The following is a 19,584-nucleotide window of genomic DNA, read 5'->3' on the forward strand; positions in this document are numbered from 1 at the left end:
AGAGAGAGACAACAAAAGGGGGGGGGCTCCCCCCCCTCCCCCCCCCCCCCCCCCCCCCCCCCCACCCGCCCCCCCCCCCCCCCCCCCCCCCGGGCGCGGGTAGGCTGGACGTCCGTGAACGACGCCAGCCCCGCTTCCGCGCCCAAGGTCGGCTGGAACGACCTGCTGCGCTTCCTGCTCGAGATCTTCGCGATCGTGACGCTCGGCATCTTCGGCTTCACCGCGTTCGAGCTGCCGTGGCCGGGCGTCCTGCTCGGCATCGGGCTGCCGGTGCTCGCGATCCTGCTGTGGGCGCTCTTCCGATCGCCGAAGGCCGTGTTCCACGTCGACCCGTTCGTCAAGGCGCTGGTCGAGATCGCCGTGTTCTCGACGGCCGCGATCGCGTGGTGGATCATGGAGCAGCCCGTGGTCGCCGTCGTCTTCGCCGTGGTCGCGGCCGTGAGCGGCGTCATCAACGGGCGCCGCGAGTTCAGCGCCTGAGCGGCCGGGGCCGCGTCAGCGGAAGATGACCGTCCGCTGCCCGTCGAGCAGCACGCGGCGCTCGGCGAACCACTTGACGGCCTGCGAGAGCGTCCGGCTCTCCTCGTCCTGGCCGATCGCGACGAGCTCGGCGACCGATCGCGAGTGCTCGACGCGCACGACGTTCTGCTCGATGATCGGACCCTCGTCCAGGTCGCTCGTCACGAAGTGCGCGGTCGCGCCGATGAGCTTGACGCCGCGCGCGTGCGCCTGCCGGTAGGGGTTCGCGCCCTTGAAGCCGGGCAGGAACGAGTGGTGGATGTTGATGCAGCGACCCGCGAGGGCGTCGCACAGCTCGGGTGAGAGGATCTGCATGTAGCGGGCGAGCACCACCAGCTCGATGTCGTGCGCGTCGACCGCCTCGAGGACGCGGCGTTCGAACTCGGCCTTCGTCTCGGGCGAGGTCACGGGCTCGGATTCGAACGGAACCCCGTAGAAGTCGACGAGGTCGCGGAGGGTGCCGTGGTTCGAGAGCACGAGCGGGATCTCGACGGGCAGCTGGCCCGCGCGCTGCCGGAACAGCAGGTCGTTGACGCAGTGCCCCGCCGTGGAGGCGAGCACGAGCGTGCGGAGCGGCCGGCCGACCTCGTCGAGCTGCAGGTCCATGCCCCAGCGCTCGATGACCGGCGCGAGCGCCGCCTCGAACTCGTCGCGGCCGGCGGGCGACTCGACCTGCACGCGCATGAAGAAGCGGCCGGTGTCGTGGCTCGCGAACTGCTGGCTCTCGGTGATGTTGCCGCGCGCCGCGACGATCGCGCCGCTCACGGCGTGCACGATGCCGGGTCCGTCGGTGCAGCTCAGCGTGACGACCCAGTGGTACAGGTGCGGGCTGTGCGGCTCGGCGTCCGTGATCATCCGGCCAGCGTACCGGGCGCCCGGCGGGCGCTCAGCCGACACCGGCTACACTGGTCGCGGTCGTGCGGTCACCGCCGGCCCCGGGCGCGCACGCGAGCGCGTAGTCGACCCGCCGCAGGCCAGGCCGCGAGCGGGGAACGCCGTCGGGATGACTGCACCATGTCGATCACCGATCTTCCGCGCGCCGGCGCGTCCACCACGACCACTCCCTCCGTCACGGCCCTGCCCTGGCGGGTGCTCGTCGTGCTCGCCTCGGCCGTGTTCCTCTCCATCACCATCGAGATGCTGCCCACGGGACTGCTCCCCGAGATGAGCGCCGACCTCGGCGTCGGCGAGCCGCTCATCGGCCTGCTCGTCTCCGTCTTCGCGTTCACCGTGGTCGTCACCTCGACGCCGCTGACCGCGCTCACCCGACGGATGCCGCGGCGCACGCTCCTCACGGCCGTGCTCGTGGTGCTCGCGGCATCCACCGCGCTCAGCGCCGTCGTGCCCGAGTACTGGATGCTCGTCGGCGTCCGCGTCGTCGGCGGCGTCGCGCACGGCGTGTTCTGGGCGCTCGTCGGCGCGTACCCGGCGCGGATCGTGCCCGACGCGCAGCTCGGCCGGGCCGTGTCGGTCGTGCTCGGCGGCGGGACGATCGCGCTGATCGCCGGCGTGCCGCTCGCGACGGCGCTGGGGCAGGCGGTCGGATGGCGCGCGGCCTTCGCCGTCGTCGCGGTGCTGACGCTGCTCGGCGCACTCGTCGTGCGTGCGGTGCTGCCGTCCGACGGCGCCACCGCCGCACCGGCGCGCACGCCCGAGCCGGCTGCGGCGTCCGCTCCGGCCGACGCCGCACGCACGCGCACCGCCGATGGCGGCACGACCGCCGTGCTCGCGGTCTGCCTCGTCACCGCGGCCGTGATGATCGGCCAGTACGCCGCGCTCACCTACATCGCCCCCATCCTGACCGAGGTCGTCGGGGCGCCGTCCTCAGCCGTCGCGCCGTTGCTGTTCGCGTCGGGGATCGCGGGCGCCGCGGGACTGGCGGTCGTCGGCACGCGCTTCGCCCGCAACGGTGTGCGTGCCCTCGTGATCGCGCTCGCGGTGATCGCGTCGGCGCTCGTCGTGATGACCTCGGTGCCCGCGCTCTGGCCGGCGATCATCGCGTACCTCGTGTGGGGCTTCGCGTTCGGCGCCGTGCCGCCGCTCCTGCAGACCCGCCTGCTCCAGGCGGCTCCGCCCGAGCGGCGCGACGCGGCCAGCGCGCTGTACACGACCGCGTTCAACATCGGCATCGGCGGCGGGGCGCTCGTCGGCGGCCTGCTGTTCGACGCGTTCGGCGTCGCCTCGATCCCGCTCGCCTACGTCGTGATGGCGGTGCTCGCGGGAGCCATCGTGACGGCGTCGGCGGTGCGGGCTCAGGCGAGGCGTGCGCCGGCGCCCCACACGCCGGCGACGGCGAGCTCGTCGTCGAGCAGCACCGCGTCGGCCGCGTAGCCGGGCTCGAGTCGACCGAGGTCGTGCGCACGGCCGATCGCCGCAGCGGGCGTGACGGTCAGCGCGGTCACGGCGTCCTCGAGCGAGAGGCGCGAGTCGATCACCGCGCGGCGGAGCGCGACGTCCTGCGTGAGGGTCGAGCCCGCGATGGATCCGCCGTCGACGAGTCGGGCCACCCCGTCGGCGACGTCGACCTCGAGCGATCCGAGCACGTAGCGGCCGTCGGCCGAGCCGGTGGCGGCCATGGCGTCCGTCACCAGCGCCACCCGGCCCGGTGCCCCGGCGAAGGCGAGCCGTACCACGTCGGGATGCACGTGCACGCCGTCGGCGATCACTTCGAGCGTCACGTGGTCGGCGTGCATGGCCGCGACGACCGGACCGGGGGCGCGGTGGTGGATGCCGCGCATGCCGTTGAACGCGTGCGTGAGGATCGACGCGCCCGCGTCGAACGCCGCGAGGGCGGTGTCGAAGTCGGCGCCCGTGTGGCCCACCGCCACCGCGACGCCCGCGTCGGTGAACCGGGCGACGGCCTCGGTCGCGCCGTCGAGCTCGGGCGCGAGCGTGACCTGCCGCAGCGTGCCGGCGGATGCCGCGAGCAGCCGCTCGACGGCGTCGGCGTCGGCCCGGCGCAGGCGCGCCGGATCGTGCGCCCCGCGGAACTCCGGGTCGAGGAACGGGCCCTCGAGGTGCGAGCCCAGCACGAGCGGGTCGGATGCCGCGGCGCGCTCGATGGCGGCGAGGCGCCCCTCGAGCTCGTCGATCGTCGCGGTCACGAGCGAGAGGACCGTGCGCGTGGTGCCGTGCGCGCGGTGCGTGGCGAGCACCGTCGGGAGGGCGTCGTCGCCCTCCTCGGCCGACGCGCCGCCGCCGCCGTGGCAGTGCAGGTCGATGAAGCCTGGCGCGAGCCAGCGGCCGGCGGCATCCGTCACCTCGACGGCCCGGTCGGTGCTCGCGCGGTGCTCGCGCCATCCGTCGCCGAGGCCGCGCGCCGCGACGCGGTCGCCCTCGAACCGCACCCACGCGTCGGGCACGGTGTCGCCGCCGGAGACCAGGCGGGCGGAGTGGATCACGGTCACGGGCGCGGCGCTCACCCGCCCACGTTATCCCGCCGCCGGGCGCGTGCGACGCTCGCCCGATCGGTCACCGGGTGGGAGTGGGCCGCGACGGCGCCGCGTCACCCGGTCGTCATGCGGGGCAGCCGCACGCGGCATCCGTTGCTATGCTTGCCGGGTCGCGACTGGCGTTGAGATGGGTGACCATCGGGGAGCGACTGGCAACGGACCGACCGCACGCCTGGGCCGGTACGCGAGGCCTCGTGGCGCGAGTCGCACGAGGCGCTGAACCGCAGGTCCGCATGTCATCTTCGAAGGAGCCAGTCTTGGCCGAGTCCCTCACCACCGACGCCCCCGCCGACGCCGTCGCGGGCGCCGCATCCGTCTTCAACCAGCCCCTCGCCGAGGTCGACCCCGAGATCGCCGAGGTCCTCGAGCAGGAGCTGAACCGCCAGCGCACCACGCTCGAGATGATCGCGAGCGAGAACTTCGTGCCCGTCTCGGTGCTGCAGTCGCAGGGCTCGGTGCTCACGAACAAGTACGCCGAGGGCTATCCCGGTCGCCGCTACTACGGCGGCTGCGAGTTCGTCGACGTCGCCGAGAACCTCGCCATCCAGCGCGCGAAGAGCCTGTTCGGCGCCGAGTACGCCAACGTGCAGCCGCACTCGGGCGCGACCGCCAACGCGGCCGTGCTGAGCGCGATCGCGACTCCGGGCGACACCATCCTCGGCCTCGAGCTCGCGCACGGCGGCCACCTCACGCACGGCATGAAGCTGAACTTCTCGGGCAAGCTCTACAACGCCGTCGCGTACGGCGTCGACCCCGAGTCGTTCGTCGTCGACATGGACGTGGTGCGCGACAAGGCCCGCGAGCACAAGCCGCAGGTGATCATCGCGGGCTGGTCGGCGTACCCCCGCCAGCTCGACTTCGCCGCGTTCCGCGAGATCGCCGACGAGGTCGGCGCGAAGCTCTGGGTCGACATGGCGCACTTCGCCGGCCTCGTCGCGGCGGGCCTGCACCCGAACCCGGTGCCCCACGCCGATGTCGTGAGCTCGACGGTGCACAAGACGATCGGCGGCCCGCGCTCGGGCTTCATCCTCTCGCGCGACATGGAGCTCGCGAAGAAGCTGAACTCGAACGTGTTCCCCGGCCAGCAGGGCGGGCCGCTCATGCACGTGATCGCCGCGAAGGCGACGGCGTTCAAGATCGCGGCCTCGGCCGAGTTCAAGGACCGCCAGGAGCGCACGGTGCGCGGTGCCCGCATCCTCGCCGAGCGCCTCGTCGCCGACGACTCGCGCGCCGCGGGCGTCGACGTGCTCACCGGCGGCACCGACGTGCACCTCGTGCTCGCCGACCTCCGCACCTCCGAGCTCGACGGCCAGCAGGCCGAGGACCGACTGCACGAGGTCGGCATCACCGTGAACCGCAACGCGGTGCCGTTCGACCCGCGCCCGCCGATGGTCACGTCGGGCCTGCGCATCGGCACGCCCGCGCTCGCGACCCGCGGCTTCGGCGACGCCGAGTTCACCGAGGTGGCCGACGTCATCGCCCACGCGCTGCAGGCGAACCCCGATGTCGCGGCGCTCCGCTCGCGCGTGACGGCGCTCACCGAGGCGTTCCCGCTCTACCCCGGCCTGCAGCAGTAGACACACGGATGGCCCGGGCCGGGCCGGCCCGGCGTGGCCCGGGCCGGCCCGCCCGGACCATCGGGCATCCTGACGCAGCGGAGGAGTCGCCGCGCGACACGCCGCCCGTGGCATCCGCTCACCGGCGTGTCGGCTCGAATCTCCTTCGTCCGTTCCCGAAGACATCTCGGAAGAGGTAGCTCCATGACCGCGATCACCCTCGACGGCGTCGCGACCGCGTCGGCCGTCAAGTCCGAGCTCTCGACGCGCATCACCGAGTTGCGCGCCCACGGCGTCGTGCCGGGGCTCGGCACGCTGCTGGTCGGTGACGACCCCGCGTCGCGATCGTACGTCGCCGGCAAGCACCGCGACTGCGCCGAGGTCGGCATCGAGTCGATCCGGGTCGACCTGCCCCGGTCGGCGTCCACGGCCGACGTGCGCGCCGCGATCCGCGACCTCAACTCGGCGCGCGAGGTCACGGGCTACATCGTGCAGCTGCCGCTGCCCGCCGGGCACGATGAGAACGCGATGCTCGAGCTCATCGACCCCGACAAGGACGCCGACGGCCTGCATCCCACGAACCTCGGTCGGCTCGTGCTCGGCATCGAAGGCGAGCTGCACTCGCCGCTGCCCTGCACGCCCGCCGGCATCGTCGAGATGCTGCGCCGGTACGACGTGCCGATCCGCGGCCGGCACGTGACCGTGATCGGGCGCGGCCTCACCGTCGGTCGCCCGCTCGGCCTGCTCTTCACCCGCAAGGGCCTGGATGCCACGGTGACACTCACGCACTCGCGCACGCAGGACCTCGCGGCCGAGGTGCAGCGGGCCGACATCGTGGTGGCGGCGGTCGGCGTTCCGCACATGGTGCAGCCCGATTGGATCAAGCCGGGCGCCGCCGTGCTCGACGTGGGCATCACGCGCGTCGCCGATGAGGAGACCGGCAAGGGCAAGCTGACGGGCGACGTCGACCCCGCCGTCGCGGAGGTCGCCGGGCACCTGTCGCCGAATCCCGGCGGCGTCGGCCCCATGACCCGCGCGATGCTGCTCGCGAACGTCGTGAAGTCGGCGGAGTACAAGCTGCGCGATCGCTGACTCGGCGCCCTGCGGGTCGAGAAGCGGCGCTGCCGCGTCTCGAGGCCCGTGGGGTCAGGCGTCGCAAGCGCCCGGTACACAGGCCCACGCCACCCGCTCGGGGTCAGACCGTTCGGCAGGACCGTTTCCGGATTCTTCCTGTGAACATCCCCTCACTTGAGGCGCTGCTGTGATGAGCGGATCGGACGCCGTCTCCGAGCGGGCGATCTGCATCCGGGCGGCCGTGTCCGGCATCGGTGAGCCGCGGCATCCGCTGTCAGCCTGACGGTCGCCGGGCGTTCACTCGGCGTGCACCGCGCGGACGGATGGCGCGCATAGCTTCGCGGCATGAGCCGCAGCCAGCATGCTGACGCCACCGACTCCGTGGCGCGCGCAGCATCCGCCGGAGCGCACCGCACGGGGGAACGCGGCGCCACGGCGGGTGCCGCCCGCGTCACGAAGGGCCCCGGCGAGCCGGTCGCGCTCGCGACCGTGATCATCCCCGCGCGCGGCGGATCGCAGGGACTGCCCGGCAAGAACGTCGCGCGCGTCGGCGGGGTGCCGCTGATCGCGCGCGCCGTGCACGCGTCGCTCGGCGCCGAGCGCGTGGCGCGGGTCGTGGTCACCACCGACGACGAGGAGATCGCCGACGCCGCGCTCGCGGCCGGAGCCGAGGTCGTGGCACGGCCGACCGAGCTCGCGGGGCCGGAGGCGTCGAGCGAATCGGCACTGCTGCACGCGCTCGAGGTACTGGGTCCTGATGCGCCGCCTGCGACCGGTGCGCGGGCAGGGGCCGGCGCGGTGACCGTGTTCGTGCAGGCGACCTCGCCGTTCATCGACCCCGCAGACCTCGACGCCGCGATCGAGCGCGTCGCGACGGGCGAGCGCGATGTCGTGTTCGCGGCGACGCCGACGCACGGGTTCCTGTGGCGCGAGCGAGCGGATGACGCGGACGGCGCGAGCGCGGTCGGCGTCAACCACGACCCGACCGACCGGCCCCGCCGACAGGACCGCGAGCCCGAGTTCCTCGAGACCGGCGCGTTCTACGTGTTCCGCACCGACGGGTTCGTGCAGGCGCGGCACCGCTTCTTCGGGCGCGTGGGCATCCAGCCCGTGCACCCCGACACCGCGATCGAGATCGACGACGCCGCCGACCTCGCGCGTGCCCGCGCGCTCGCGCCGCGCATCGACCGTCGACTGGCCGCGGGCGTCGCCTCCGCGCTCGCGAGGCGGGCGGGCACCGGCACCGCTTGGGTGGCCGACCCGCGCCATCCGTTCGTGACGTCGACGCGGTCGTGACCGACTTCGACGGCGTGCACACCGACGACACCGCGGGGCTCGACGAGCTCGGCCGCGAGTCGGTGCGCGTGTCGCGCGCCGACGGCGCGGGCGTGGCGCGGCTCCGCGACGCGGGCATCCCCGTGCTCATCCTCAGCGCGGAGGCCAACCCGGTCGTCCGCCGGCGCGCCGAGAAGCTCGGCGTCGACTGCGTCCAGGGCCTCGCCGACAAGGGCGCGGCGCTCCGCGAGTGGGCCGCGGCCCGCGGCATCCGCCTCGACCGGATCGCGTACCTCGGCAACGACCGCGGCGACATCCCGGCGCTCGACATCGTGGGCTGGCCGCTGGCCGTCCCGGATGCCGCGCCCGACGCGCTCGAACGCGCGCGCCACGTGCTCGAGCGGCACGGCGGGCACGGAGCGGTGCGCGAGCTCGCCGAACTCGTGCTCGCGGCGCGCGAGGCCAAGCGCCGCGCCGCGGACGGCGGCGACGCGGCCGACGGCTCCCGTGAACCGCGCGAGCTCGACCCCGCCCATCCGACCCGGTTGCAGCGCGAGGCGATCGCCGCAGCATCCGCCAAGGCACACTGAACGAAAGCGAGACCCACATGTCCGTGCGCATCGGCCACGCCGCCATCGGCGAGTACGAACCCGTCTACGTCATCGCCGAGATCGGCCTCAACCACAACGGCGACGTGAACATCGCCAAGCGCCTGATCGAGGTCGCCGCCGACGCCGGCGCGCAGGCCGTGAAGTTCCAGAAGCGCACGCCCGACATCTCGACGCCCGAGCACATGAAGCTCATGCCGCGTGAGACGCCGTGGGGCGAGATGACCTACCTCGACTACCGCCACCGCGTCGAGTTCGGCCACGACGAGTACGCCGAGGTCGCCGATCACGCCGCGCTGCACGGGCTCGACTGGTTCGCGTCGCCGTGGGACGTCCCGGCCGTCGCCGACCTCGAGTCGTTCGGGGTCGTGGCGCACAAGATCGCCTCGGCGTCGGTCACCGACCTCGAGCTGCTCGAGGCGGTGCGAGACACCGGCAAGCCAGTGATCCTGTCGACCGGCATGTCGACTATGGAGGAGATCGATCGCGCCGTGACCGTGCTCGGCACCGAGCGGCTCGTCATCCTGCACGCCACCTCGAGCTACCCGATGCCGCCCGACGAGGCGAACCTCCTCATGATCCCCGCGCTCAAGCAGCGCTTCCCGGGCGTGCCCGTCGGGTACTCCGGCCATGAGCGCGGCCTGCAGATCTCGCTCGCCGCGGTCGCGCTCGGGGCGACCTGCGTCGAGCGGCACATCACCCTCGACCGCACGATGTGGGGCTCCGACCACTCGGCCTCGCTCGAGCCGCAGGGGCTCGACCACCTCGTGCGCGACATCCGCATCATCGGCGACGCCCTCGGCGACGGCATCAAGCGCGTGTACCCGGGCGAGGAGGCGCCGAAGGCCAAGCTCCGCCGGGTGCTGGCGTGACGGTCGGGGCGGATGGCGGCACCCGCCGCCTGCTCGTCGTCGCCGACGCCGACTCGTACGTGAAGTGGGGCGCCGCGCTCGCCTCGACCCTTCCGCCCGAGTGGGAGGCGCGGCTCGTCGTCATCGCGTCGCCCGTGCAGCCGAGCGCGAGGCAGCTCGAGCACGCGCTCGCCGGCACGCGATTCACGACGGGCGAGGCGCGGATCGTGCCGCTCGACGGTGCTGGCGGCCTCGACGACGAACTCGACGCGTTCGACCCGCACGCCGTGCTGCTGGCGCTGCGCGGCCCGTTCGTGCGCGTGGTCGCCCCGCGCCTGAACCGCCGGCCGAACCGGCCCGCGCTCCTCAGCGGCTTCCCGGGCCTGACGATCCCCGCGGTGCCGAAGGCCGTGATCTACCGCGAGCAGACCGACCTCGTCGTGCTGCACAGCCGGCGCGAGGTGCGCGAGTTCCGCGCGAACGCCGCCGACCTCGGCATCGATCGCATGTTCGGGCTCGCGACGCTGCCGTTCCTCCGGCCCGCGCGTCCCGCAGGCGCCCAGCGACCGGCAGGAGGCACCGACGTCATCTTCGCCGCCCAGGCGAAGGTCCCCGCTGAGCGCGAGGATCGGATGGCGCTGCTCGCGGCCCTCGCCGAGCTCGCGCGGGGCCGCGCGCCCCATCGCGTCGTGGTGAAGGTGCGCGCGCGTTCGGGCGAGGCGCAGACCCACGCCGAGGAGCACGACTACGCCGACCTGCTCGCCGGAATGGTCGACGTCCCGGCCAACCTCGTGGTCGAGGACGGCCCGATGACCGAGAAACTCGCTCGTGCCGGCGCGCTCGTCACGGTGAGCTCGACCGCCGCGCTCGAGGCGATCGCGCTCGACCTCCCCGCTCTCCTGGTCGACGACTACGGCGTCTCACCGGCCATGATCAACACGGTCTTCGAGGGCGCCGGGCTCTTCGGCTCCACCGAGGACCTCGTCGCCGGGCGCTTCCGCCACGCCGACTCAGGCTGGCTCGCCGACAACTACTTCCACGACGCCGCTGCCGACGACTGGGCGTCGCGGCTCGACGCGCTCGTGGAAGCTCGCGAGATCGTGCCGCTGCCGCCGCTCGAACGTCGGCACAACCTGTCGGGTGGGGCGCTCCGCACCCTGTTCGAGCGGCGCCGCATGCTCGGCCAGTACGACCGCAGCCTTGCCGGCGCGATCGCCTGGGGCATCGGCGTGCCCGCGCGCGGCGTGGTGCGCCGGGTGCGGCGCCTGCAGCGGCGATGGACGAGGGAAGCGGATGTCACGGGCTCCGTCGACGCCCGCACCGTCGTGCCGCGTGAGGACGCGGCATCCGGCAGCCCGACCCGTACCGCCGACGAATCAGTCGACCGGGGCGGTGTGCCGTTCGACGTGCGCGAGATACGCCTCGGCGTTGCGTCGGATGCCGGCCTGCTCGTCGGCGGTGAGCTCGCGGCGGACCTTGCCGGGCACACCGGCGACGAGGGACCCGGGCGGCACGACGGTGCCCTCGAGCACCACGGCGCCCGCCGCGACCAGTGACCCGCGGCCGATCACCGCGCCGTTGAGGATCGTCGCCCCCATGCCGATCAGGCAGTCGTCCTCGACGGTGCAGCCGTGCAGCACCGCGCGGTGCCCGACCGAGACGCCCGAGCCGATCGTGACGGGGTAGCCCGCGTCGACGTGGCAGACGACGCCGTCCTGCAGGTTCGAGCGCTCGCCCAGCGTGACCGTCTCGGCCTCGGCGCGCAGGACCGCGGTGTACCAGACGCTCGACTGCGCGGCGAGGCGGACCTGGCCGACGACGACGGCGCCGGGCGCGACGAATGCGCTCGGGTCGAGTTCGGGCGCCGGGGTACCGGCGATCGTGATGATGCGGGCGGAGGGGTCGGCGCTCATGGCGCCCAGCCTATTCGCCGTCGGCGGACCCCGCCTGACGGCGCCGTGCGATGGCGAGGCGGATGGCGCGCACCGCCGCGCCGACCGCGAAGACCGCGACGCCCGCCACGATCGAGACGACCGGCAGCGTGACGACCAGCACGACGCATCCGGCCGCACCGGCCCACGACAGCCAACGCGGAATCAGCCGTTCGGCCGCCGGCTGCGTGAGCGCCGACGCGTTCGCGACCAGGTAGTACAGCAGCACGCCGAACGACGAGAACCCGATCGCGCCGCGGAGGTCGGCGACGAGCACGAGCACGACGACCGCGACGCCGACCGTGAGCTCGGCGACGTGCGGCACGCCGAATCGCGGATGCACCCTGGCGAGGGGTCGCGGCAGTTCGCCGTCGCGCGCCATCGCGAGGCTGGTCCGGCCCACCCCCGCGATGAGCGCGAGCAGCGACCCCAGCGCCGCGACGCCCGCGGCGACGCGGACGATCGGCTCGGCCCAGAGCCATCCGGCGACGCCCATCACGTCGACGAGTGGCGCGGCCGAGGTCGCCAGCCGGTCGGGGCCGAGCGCGCCGAGTGCGGCGGTGCCGACCGCCGCGTACACGATGAGCACGATGCCGAAGGCGATGCCGATGGCCCGCGGGATGGTCCGCGTGGGCTCGCGCACCTCTTCGCCGAGCGTCGCGATGCGCGCGTACCCCGCGAACGCGAAGAAGATGAGTGCGGCGGCCTGCAGCACGCCGTATGCGGTCGCGATCGACCCGGCGGCGCCATCCGGCACCCCGACGGGAGCGTCCATCGACGCCGCCGGGCTCGCGTCGCCCACGCCCCAGCCCACGCCGACCACCGCCGCGAACCCGGCTGCCACCACGACGACGAGTACCGCGAGCACCGCCGACACGATGACCGACGCCACGCGCGCGGTACGCGTCACGCCCAGCACGTTCACGCCGACGAGCACGACCACCGCCACGACCGCGACCGGCTTCTGCCACGCCGGCGGCACGAGGTACGCCGCGGCCGTGATCGCCATCGCCGCGCAGCTCGCGGTCTTGCCGATCACGAACCCCCAGCCGGCGAGGAATCCCGGCCAGGCGCCCAGACGCTCGCGGCCGTAGCGGTACGCGCCGCCGGCCTCGGGGTAGCGCACTGCGAGCTGCGCCGTCGATCCCGCGTTCGCGAACGCGACGGCCGCGGCGATCGCGAGACCCGCGAGCAGCCACGATCCCGCGGCCTGCGCGGCCGGCGCCCACACCGCGAAGACCCCGGCGCCGACCATCGCCGCCAGGCCGATCGCGACCGCGTCGCGGAGTCCGAGCCGTCGGGCGAGGCGGTCGTGTGCGGGCGAGTGGGAGGAGGCGCTCACGCGTGAACCCTACGACACACCGGGGCACCGCGCGCGAACCCCAGGGCGAGCGGATGCCGCATCCGCTCGTAGGATCGAGGCATGCCTGCCGAGCAGACCTCCGCACCCTCGCACGCCGCCGTCGACCGCGTGGTCGCCGCGCTCGCCGCCGACGGGCTGGAGCCGCGCATCGTCTGGTTCGACGACGCGGTCACGACCGCGCAGCTGGCCGCCGATGCGCTCGGCGTCGAGGTGGGCCAGATCGCCAATTCGCTCGTGTTCACGCTCGACGGCGAGCCGATCCTCGTGCTGACGTCGGGCGCGCACCGGGTCGACACCGAGTGGCTGGGCGAGCGGCTCGGCGGTCGGATCGGGCGCGCCTCGAAGGAAGTCGTGAAGGCGGCGACCGGGCAGGTCATCGGCGGAGTCGCCCCGGTCGGGCATCCGGCTCCGGTCAGGACGTTCATCGACACCGACCTCGCCGCGTTCGACGAGGTGTGGGCAGCGGCAGGGCACGCCAGGACGGTGTTCCCGACGACCTACGACGACCTCGTGCGCATCACCGGCGGCACGCCGACCGCGGTCGAGCCGAGGTAGGCGCTCTCGCCCTACGCGTCGCGTCGCGCGCCCTGTGCGGCGTGCACCGTGAAGATCGCGGGTTCCCGGAACCCTCGCTGTGCGAATGCCTCGGCGACCCGGCCGGTGACGACCGGCAGCACCTCGTCGGCCACGAGCGCGATCGCCGCCCCGCCGAAGCCGCCGCCGGTCATGCGCGCGCCGATCACGCCGTTCGCCTGGGCCGTCTCGACCGCGAGGTCGAGCTCGGGAACGGAGATCTCGAAGTCGTCGCGCATCGACACATGGGATGCGTCGAGCAGCGGCCCGATCGCGCCGGGCCCCCGCTCGCGCAGGGTTCGCACGGTGTCGAGCACGCGCTGGTTCTCGGTGACGACGTGGCGCACCCGGCGGAACGTCTCGTCGTCGAGCAGCTCCTCGGCGCGTCCGAGGTCGTCGACGCGGACCTCGCGGAGGGATTCGGCGCCCAGGATGCGGGCGCCCGTCTCGCATGACGCGCGTCGGGCGGCGTAGCCGCCGGTCGCGTGCGCGTGACTGACGCGCGTGTCGATCACGAGCAGCGAGAGCCCGGCCTCGGCGAACCCGAGGGGGATCACGTCGGCGTCGAGGCTGCGGCAGTCGAGGAACACGCCCGAGTCGGCCTCGCCGAGCAGCGACGCCGACTGGTCCATGATGCCGGTGGGCGCGCCCACGACGCGGTTCTCGGCGAGCCGGCCGATCTTGGCGAGCGTGGGCCGGTCGAAGCCGAGGCCCCAGTGCTCGTCGAGCGCGAGGGCGACGGCGCACTCGATCGCCGCCGACGACGAGAGCCCTGCCCCGACCGGCACGTCGGAGTCGATGTGCAGGTCGACCCCGCGGACGTGCCCGAGGTCGGCTCCGAACTCGCCCAGCGCCCACACGACGCCGAGCGGGTAGGCCGCCCAGCCGGCGACCGCGTCGGGGGTGAGCTCGTCGAGGTGCACCTCGACCACCTCGGGCGAGAAGGTGGAGGCCACTCGCACGAGGCGGTCGTCGCGGTCGCCGAGCGCCACCGTGGTGCGCTTGTCGATCGCGAACGGGAACACGAAGCCGTCGTTGTAGTCGGTGTGCTCGCCGATGAGGTTCACCCGGCCGGGGGCCGACCAGACCCCGGCGGGCCGGCGGCCGTACTGCTCGGCGAACCCGTGCTGGGCGGATGCCACGTGGTCGGTCACAGCTCGACTCCTTCGATCGCGTGACGCAGGGCGGCGGCCTGCGTCTCGGGCGGGACGTCGCCGATCCACGCGCCCATCGCCGCCTCGGAGCCCGCGAGGTACTTCAGGCGTTCGGCGGCCCGGCGCGGACTGGTCAGCTGCATGCTCAGGCGCACGTCGTCGCGCCGCTCGTGCACCGGCGCCTGGTGCCACGCCGCGATGTACGGCGTCGGGGTGTCGTACACGCGGTCGAGGCCGCGCAGCAGGCGGAGGTAGACGGACGCGAGCTCGGACCGCTCGGCCTCGTCGGTCGCGGCGAGGTCTGGCACGTGGCGGTGCGGCACGAGGTGGATCTCGATTGGCCAGCGGGCGGCGAACGGCACGTAGGCCGTCCAGTGCTCGCCCGAGATGAGGACCCGCTCGCCCGCGCGCTCGCGCTCGAGCACGTCGGCCTGCAGCGTCGGTCCGTAGGCGTCGATGGCGGCGAGCAGCCGCTCGGTGCGCGGCGTCACGTAGGGATAGGCGTAGATCTGGCCGTGCGGGTGGGGGAGCGTGACGCCGATGTCGCGCCCGCGGTTCTCGAACGGGAACACCTGCTGCACGCCGGGCAGGGCGGAGAGCTCGGCGGTGCGGTGCGCCCACGCCTCGATCACGGTGCGCGCCCGCGAGGGGCTCTGGGTGCCGAACGACCCCTCGTGCTCGGGGCTGAAGCAGACGACCTCGCACCGCCCGTGCGAGGGCAGCCGGCGCTCGATCCCGACGCGGCGCACCGCGTCGAGCGCCGCCGAGGCGGATGCCGCGGCACCGGCCCCGCCGGCCCACTCGGGCAGCTCGGGGCCGAACGACGGCGACCGGTTCTCGAAGACGGCGACGTCGTAGAGGCTGGGGATCTCGGACGGGTTGGTCTCGGTCTGCGGCGCGAGCGGATCGGCGTCGGCCGGGGGGAGGAACACGCGGTTCTGGCGGGCCGCCGCGATGGAGATCCAGTCGCCCGTCAGCGGATCCTGCCGCATCTCGGCGGTGGCCGGGCGGGGGTCGAGCGCGCGCGCGTCGATCGCCCGGCCGGCGGGCAGCACGGTGTCGGCGTCGTCGAAGTAGATGAGCTCGCGCCCGTCGGCGAGCGTGGAACGACGCACGGCGATGCGGGGGTCGAGGATGCCTGGTTCGGTGTGGTGCACGGGCATAAACTACGACGTTTTCGTTTCGGAAACAAGCGGGTTTCGTATTGCAAAGTCGAGTTGCGCAGGTGAAGATGGGCAGGTGGACGATCTCGACCTCTCGAACGAGACGCCTGCGGTCGTCCGGGCGGCCGCGGTCATCGCGGCGATGCCGCGCGACGTGTCGCGACGCCGTTCGCTCACCGCCGACCTCGTCACCGAGCGCGGCTTCGTCCGGGTCGTCGAGCTCAGCGAGTCGTTCGGCGTCACGCCGGTCACGGCGCGGGCCGACCTCGACGCGCTCGAACGCGAGGGCCTCGTGCGCCGCGTGCACGGCGGTGCGGTCCCCGCCGGGGCGGGGCCCTCGGCGGCGCCGCGACCCGAGCGCGAGCCGAGCTTCGAGGAGGCGCTCTCGGCATCCGTCGTGCCCAAGCAGCTGATCGGCGAGCACGCGGCCTCCCTCGTGAAGAGCGGCCAGAGCGTCATCCTCGACGTGGGCACCACCACGCTGCAGGTCGCCCGAGCGCTGCGCGCCCGCGCCGACCTCGACGACGTCACGATCCTCACGAACGGCCTCTCGATCGCGCTCGAGCTCGAGCCCGAGATCCCCCGGTTCTCGGTGATCGTCACCGGCGGCACCCTCCGCCCGCGCCAGCACTCCCTCGTGCACCCGATGGCCGGTTCCATCCTCGACGAGGTGCACGTCGACCTGGCCTTCATCGGCTGCAACGGCGTCGACCCGAGGCTCGGCGTCACCAACGCCAACCTGCCCGAGGCCGCCGTCAAGTCGCTCATGCTCCAGCGGGCGGCGCGGGCGGTCGTGGTCGCCGACGCGTCGAAGCTCGGCGAGGTGCACCTCGGCCGCATCGCGCCCGTCGACGCGTTCGACACCCTGGTGACCGATGCCGCCGCGCCCGCGATCCTCGTGGGCGAGTTGCGCGACGCGGGGCTCGACGTGCTCGTCGCCCACAGACCCGACCACCCCTAAGGTGGTCTCCATGACCCACCCCACCGGCGACCAGTTCGTGCTCGAGACCTCGACCTCGACGGGCGACGTCCGGGCGACCGTCACCGCCGTCGCCGCCGGACTCCGCACGCTCTCCATCAACGACATCGACCTCGTGCCCTCCTACGGCGACGACGAGACTCCGCCGTCGGGTTCGGGCATCGTGCTCGTGCCGTGGCCGAACCGCATCCGCGACGGCGTGTGGCGTCACGAGGGCCGCGAGTACCAGCTCGCGATCACCGAGCCGGCCCGCAACAACGCGATCCACGGCCTCCTCCGCTATGCCGAGTACACGCCGGTCGAGCAGGAGCGCGACACGGTCACGCTCGCCGCGACCATCTACCCCCAGATGGGCTATCCGTTCACCGTGCGCACTGCGGTGCGCTACGAGCTCGTCGCCGACGGACTCAAGGTCACGCACTTCCTCGAGAACCTCGGCGCCGAGCCGGCGCCGGTCGCGGTGGGCACGCACCCGTTCGTGAAGATCGGCGACGTGCCGACCGAAGACCTCGTGCTCCGCCTCGACGCGTCGAGCCACATCGAGGTCGACGACCGGCTGCTCCCCACGGGCGAGGTGCCGGTCGACGGCACGGAGTGGGACTTCCGCGAGGGACGCCGCGTCGGCGACGTCCAGCTCGACGACGCGTTCGGCGGCCTCGCCGCGGTCGACGGCACGGTCGAGCACACGCTCGTCGCACCCGACGGCCGCACGGTCTCGGTCTGGGCCGACGACGAGTTCGCGTACGTGCAGGTGTACACGACCGAGAGCTATCCCGGCGAGAGCAAGGCCATCGCGGTCGAGCCGATGACGGCGCCCGCCGAGGCGTTCAACTCGGGCAAGGGCCTCCGCTGGCTCGACCCGGGCGAGCAGTGGGAGCTCAGCTGGGGCATCCGCTTCGCCGGCTTCACCGCCGAGTGAGGGCGGCCGCCGCGCTGTGCGGCCTCAGCCGACGCAGCTGCCCGAGTCGACGCGGTCGCTGAGCGAGGGCGCCTGGTCGGCGAGCGGTGCGAGCGTGCCCACCGGCACCGCGAACCCGACGTTGTCGACCGTCTGCGACTTCGCGAACACGACGCCGCCGACGAGTCCGTCGCCGGTGAGCACGGGGCCGCCCGAATTGCCGTGGTCGACGTCGGCGGCGAGCGTGACGACGTCGCGCGACGTGCTCTCGCCGTCGATCGCGATCGTGATCGGCCCGGTCGCCATGACGCGCGCCGCCCTGAGCTCGAGCGGCCCGCCGAACGGATAGCCGACCACGGCGACGTCGGTCTCGGCCGCGGGCGGGTCGGCGAGGTCGAGCGGTGGCACCCCAAGGCCGTCGGTCGCGATCACCGCGAGGTCGGCCTCGGCGTCGAACGCGACCACGCGTCCGGCGACCGGGCCGCGGCCCGGGGCCTCGACGAGGGGGTCGTCGACGCCCGCGACCACGTGCGCGTTCGTCACCACCCGGTCCTCAGCGACCACGAAGCCCGAGCCGGTGAGGTTCCCGCCGCACTCGTACGCGAGCCCGGTGATGCGCACGACGGATGCCGCCGCGGCGGACAGTTCGGGATCGTCGATGCCGCCGCTCGGCAGTTCCGGCGCGACCGTCGGGCCGTCGAGCACGCCGACGAGCCACGGGATCGCCTCGCCGACCGCCGCGCTGCGCAGCTCCGCCATGAGGGCTCGGGCCGGCGGCGGCGTGACCTGCTCGATGCCGCGCACGACCCACGAGCCGGCCACCGCGGGCGAGACCACTGGCACGCCCATCGTCGAGACGCCGGCACCGACGAGGGCGATGACGAACGCGGTCGCCATGGTGTTCACGATCGCGCCCAGGATGCGGTCGACCACGCCCAGCTTCACCGCGTCGGCGCCACGCCGCAGGGCGCGCCCGATCGAGGTCCCGAGCGTGAAGCCCCCGACCAGGAGCAGGACGGCCACGGCGATCGCGATCGGCGCCCGCCACTCCGGGGCCGCGATGAACGACACGATCCACGGCATCGCGAAGTACGCGGCGATGCCGGCGGCGATCAGGCCGAGCAGCCCGCCGAGGCTGTGCAACAGGCCCGCGCGCCATCCGTGCAGGAGCGCCCCGATGAGGACGAGGATCAGCACGATGTCGAGGATGAGGCTCCAGGGCATGCGCGGCGCTCCGTTTCTGCTGAGAGGACCAGCCTCGCGTATGCGGCTCGGAGCAGGCTGAAGGCGCTCGAGGGGGCAGGCCCCACCATCGGACCGGGTGGTGATCCCACCGACCGCACAGGCGCCGTCGAATAGCGTCGAACCCATGACGACGACGATCGCGATCCGAACCGCCGCCGCCGCTGCCGAACCCGAGCTCACCGGCCTCGCCGCGTGGGCCGTGGACGTCATGGAGACCCTCGGCGCACCCGGGGCAGGCCTGGCCATCGCCCTCGAGAACCTGTTCCCGCCGCTGCCGAGCGAGGTGATCCTGCCACTGGCCGGCTTCACCGCGAGCCAGGGCTCGTTCGGCCTCGCGGAGGTGCTGATCTGGACGACGCTCGGCTCCGTCGTCGGCGCGTTCGCGCTCTACGGCATCGGTGCGGTCCTCGGCCGCGAGCGCACCCGGGCGATCGTCAAGGCCGTGCCGCTCGTCGACGTCGCCGACGTCGACCGCACGGAGTCGTGGTTCCTGCGCCACGGCCGCAAGGCGGTGTTCTTCGGGCGGATGATCCCGCTGTTCCGCTCGCTGATCTCGGTGCCGGCGGGCGTCACGCGCATGCACGTCGGCATGTTCCTGGCGCTGACGACGATCGGCAGCGCGATCTGGAACGCCGTGTTCGTGCTCGCCGGCTACCTGCTCGGCGAGAGCTGGCACGTCGTCGAACCGTGGGCCGACGCAGCGCAGCTCGTCGTCATCGTCGCCGTGGTGCTGGCCGTGGGTGCATTCGTCGCCAAGCGGGTCGTCCGCATCCGTGAGCACCGGCGCCGCGTCGCCCGTGGCGAGGCCACGGAGGGCGGCATCTAGCCGCATCCCGAGCGCCGCGTCGCGCGCCGCGGCCGGCCGGGGACTACCGTGGAGGCGTGACCGGGCGCACTCCACGGGGTGGCCGTCGCACCGCTCCGTGCCGGCGGCGGCGCGCCG

The 19,584-nt window shown here is 73.6% G+C and carries 18 protein-coding genes, 1 pseudogene and 1 riboswitch; of the genes and pseudogenes, 12 read left to right on the forward strand and 7 right to left on the reverse strand.

The features are described 5' to 3' along the window. Window positions 1-114: 114 nt before the first annotated feature. Window positions 115-480: a YrdB family protein gene (locus tag ACZ4TW_RS14250; RefSeq protein ID WP_465543466.1), complete on the forward strand. Its 366-nt coding sequence runs from the start codon at window positions 115-117 to the stop codon at window positions 478-480. 15 nt (window positions 481-495) lie between these two features. On the opposite strand, the gene purU is transcribed toward ACZ4TW_RS14250, so the two are convergent. Further along, window positions 496-1,374 carry a formyltetrahydrofolate deformylase gene (gene purU, locus ACZ4TW_RS14255; protein WP_465543468.1) on the reverse strand — a complete coding sequence of 293 codons (879 nt, stop codon included), beginning with the start codon at window positions 1,372-1,374 and terminating at the stop codon, window positions 496-498. 159 nt (window positions 1,375-1,533) lie between these two features. On the opposite strand from purU, the gene ACZ4TW_RS14260 reads away from it, so the two are divergent. Then, on the forward strand, window positions 1,534-2,850 hold the full coding sequence (locus ACZ4TW_RS14260; RefSeq protein ID WP_465543470.1) for an MFS transporter: 1,317 nt from the start codon (window positions 1,534-1,536) through the stop codon (window positions 2,848-2,850). On the opposite strand, the gene ACZ4TW_RS14265 is transcribed toward ACZ4TW_RS14260, so the two are convergent. Further along, window positions 2,772-3,941, reverse strand: coding sequence for an N-acetylglucosamine-6-phosphate deacetylase (locus tag ACZ4TW_RS14265; protein WP_465543472.1), 1,170 nt, complete (start codon window positions 3,939-3,941; stop codon window positions 2,772-2,774). The two genes, ACZ4TW_RS14260 and ACZ4TW_RS14265, sit on opposite strands and share 79 nt — an antisense overlap. A gap of 132 nt (window positions 3,942-4,073) precedes the next feature. Continuing rightward, a riboswitch (ZMP/ZTP riboswitch) is annotated at window positions 4,074-4,156 on the forward strand. 72 nt (window positions 4,157-4,228) lie between these two features. Here ACZ4TW_RS14265 and glyA point away from each other — a divergent pair. From glyA to ACZ4TW_RS14295, 6 genes and pseudogenes are all read left to right on the forward strand, one after another. Further along, on the forward strand, window positions 4,229-5,548 hold the full coding sequence (glyA, locus tag ACZ4TW_RS14270; protein WP_465543474.1) for a serine hydroxymethyltransferase: 1,320 nt from the start codon (window positions 4,229-4,231) through the stop codon (window positions 5,546-5,548). 183 nt (window positions 5,549-5,731) lie between these two features. After that, window positions 5,732-6,619, forward strand: a complete 888-nt coding sequence (locus ACZ4TW_RS14275; RefSeq protein ID WP_465543476.1) for a bifunctional methylenetetrahydrofolate dehydrogenase/methenyltetrahydrofolate cyclohydrolase — start codon at window positions 5,732-5,734, stop codon at window positions 6,617-6,619. 327 nt (window positions 6,620-6,946) lie between these two features. Further along, on the forward strand, window positions 6,947-7,897 hold the full coding sequence (locus ACZ4TW_RS14280; RefSeq protein ID WP_465543478.1) for an acylneuraminate cytidylyltransferase family protein: 951 nt from the start codon (window positions 6,947-6,949) through the stop codon (window positions 7,895-7,897). Next, window positions 7,894-8,466 carry a KdsC family phosphatase gene (locus ACZ4TW_RS14285; RefSeq protein ID WP_465543480.1) on the forward strand — a complete coding sequence of 191 codons (573 nt, stop codon included), beginning with the start codon at window positions 7,894-7,896 and terminating at the stop codon, window positions 8,464-8,466. Before ACZ4TW_RS14280 ends, ACZ4TW_RS14285 begins: the two co-directional genes overlap by 4 nt. A 17-nt stretch (window positions 8,467-8,483) precedes the next feature. Beyond that, entirely contained in the window at window positions 8,484-9,356 is an 873-nt protein-coding gene (locus ACZ4TW_RS14290; protein WP_465543482.1) for an N-acetylneuraminate synthase family protein, read from the forward strand. After that, window positions 9,353-10,405: pseudogene (locus ACZ4TW_RS14295) on the forward strand (DUF6716 putative glycosyltransferase); the annotation flags it as partial. The gene ACZ4TW_RS14290 and the pseudogene ACZ4TW_RS14295, both read left to right, overlap by 4 nt. A gap of 306 nt (window positions 10,406-10,711) precedes the next feature. Here the strand turns inward: ACZ4TW_RS14295 and ACZ4TW_RS14300 are convergent. Together ACZ4TW_RS14300 and ACZ4TW_RS14305 are read right to left on the reverse strand one after the other, a co-directional pair. Next, a complete protein-coding gene (locus ACZ4TW_RS14300; protein WP_465543484.1) occupies window positions 10,712-11,248 on the reverse strand; it encodes a gamma carbonic anhydrase family protein in 537 nt (178 codons plus the stop codon). A 10-nt stretch (window positions 11,249-11,258) separates the two neighbouring features. Further along, entirely contained in the window at window positions 11,259-12,608 is a 1,350-nt protein-coding gene (locus ACZ4TW_RS14305) for an APC family permease (RefSeq protein ID WP_465543486.1), read from the reverse strand. A gap of 81 nt (window positions 12,609-12,689) precedes the next feature. Here ACZ4TW_RS14305 and ACZ4TW_RS14310 point away from each other — a divergent pair, with 81 nt between their 5' ends. Further along, window positions 12,690-13,184, forward strand: coding sequence for a YbaK/EbsC family protein (locus tag ACZ4TW_RS14310; RefSeq protein WP_465543488.1), 495 nt, complete (start codon window positions 12,690-12,692; stop codon window positions 13,182-13,184). 11 nt (window positions 13,185-13,195) lie between these two features. Here ACZ4TW_RS14310 and galK read toward each other — a convergent pair whose 3' ends face one another. Both galK and galT read right to left on the reverse strand, forming a co-directional pair. Then, window positions 13,196-14,356, reverse strand: a complete 1,161-nt coding sequence (gene galK, locus ACZ4TW_RS14315; protein WP_465543490.1) for a galactokinase — start codon at window positions 14,354-14,356, stop codon at window positions 13,196-13,198. After that, the gene (gene galT, locus ACZ4TW_RS14320) at window positions 14,353-15,513 is read right to left on the reverse strand and encodes a galactose-1-phosphate uridylyltransferase (protein WP_465543492.1); all 1,161 of its coding nucleotides are present in this window, start codon (window positions 15,511-15,513) and stop codon (window positions 14,353-14,355) included. Before galT ends, galK begins: the two co-directional genes overlap by 4 nt. An 82-nt stretch (window positions 15,514-15,595) precedes the next feature. On the opposite strand from galT, the gene ACZ4TW_RS14325 reads away from it, so the two are divergent. Together ACZ4TW_RS14325 and ACZ4TW_RS14330 are read left to right on the forward strand one after the other, a co-directional pair. Beyond that, window positions 15,596-16,480: a DeoR/GlpR family DNA-binding transcription regulator gene (locus tag ACZ4TW_RS14325; protein WP_465543494.1), complete on the forward strand. Its 885-nt coding sequence runs from the start codon at window positions 15,596-15,598 to the stop codon at window positions 16,478-16,480. A 10-nt stretch (window positions 16,481-16,490) separates the two neighbouring features. Beyond that, entirely contained in the window at window positions 16,491-17,417 is a 927-nt protein-coding gene (locus tag ACZ4TW_RS14330; protein ID WP_465543496.1) for an aldose 1-epimerase family protein, read from the forward strand. 24 nt (window positions 17,418-17,441) lie between these two features. On the opposite strand, the gene ACZ4TW_RS14335 is transcribed toward ACZ4TW_RS14330, so the two are convergent. Further along, window positions 17,442-18,620 (reverse strand): MarP family serine protease, encoded by a 1,179-nt coding sequence (locus ACZ4TW_RS14335; RefSeq protein ID WP_465543498.1) that lies wholly within the window; start codon window positions 18,618-18,620, stop codon window positions 17,442-17,444. 145 nt (window positions 18,621-18,765) lie between these two features. Here ACZ4TW_RS14335 and ACZ4TW_RS14340 point away from each other — a divergent pair, with 145 nt between their 5' ends. Beyond that, complete coding sequence (locus ACZ4TW_RS14340; RefSeq protein ID WP_465543500.1) at window positions 18,766-19,467, forward strand: DedA family protein; 702 nt, start codon at window positions 18,766-18,768, stop codon at window positions 19,465-19,467. Window positions 19,468-19,584: the final 117 nt, after the last annotated feature.

Source organism: Agromyces sp. NPDC029043 (genome assembly GCF_055564615.1).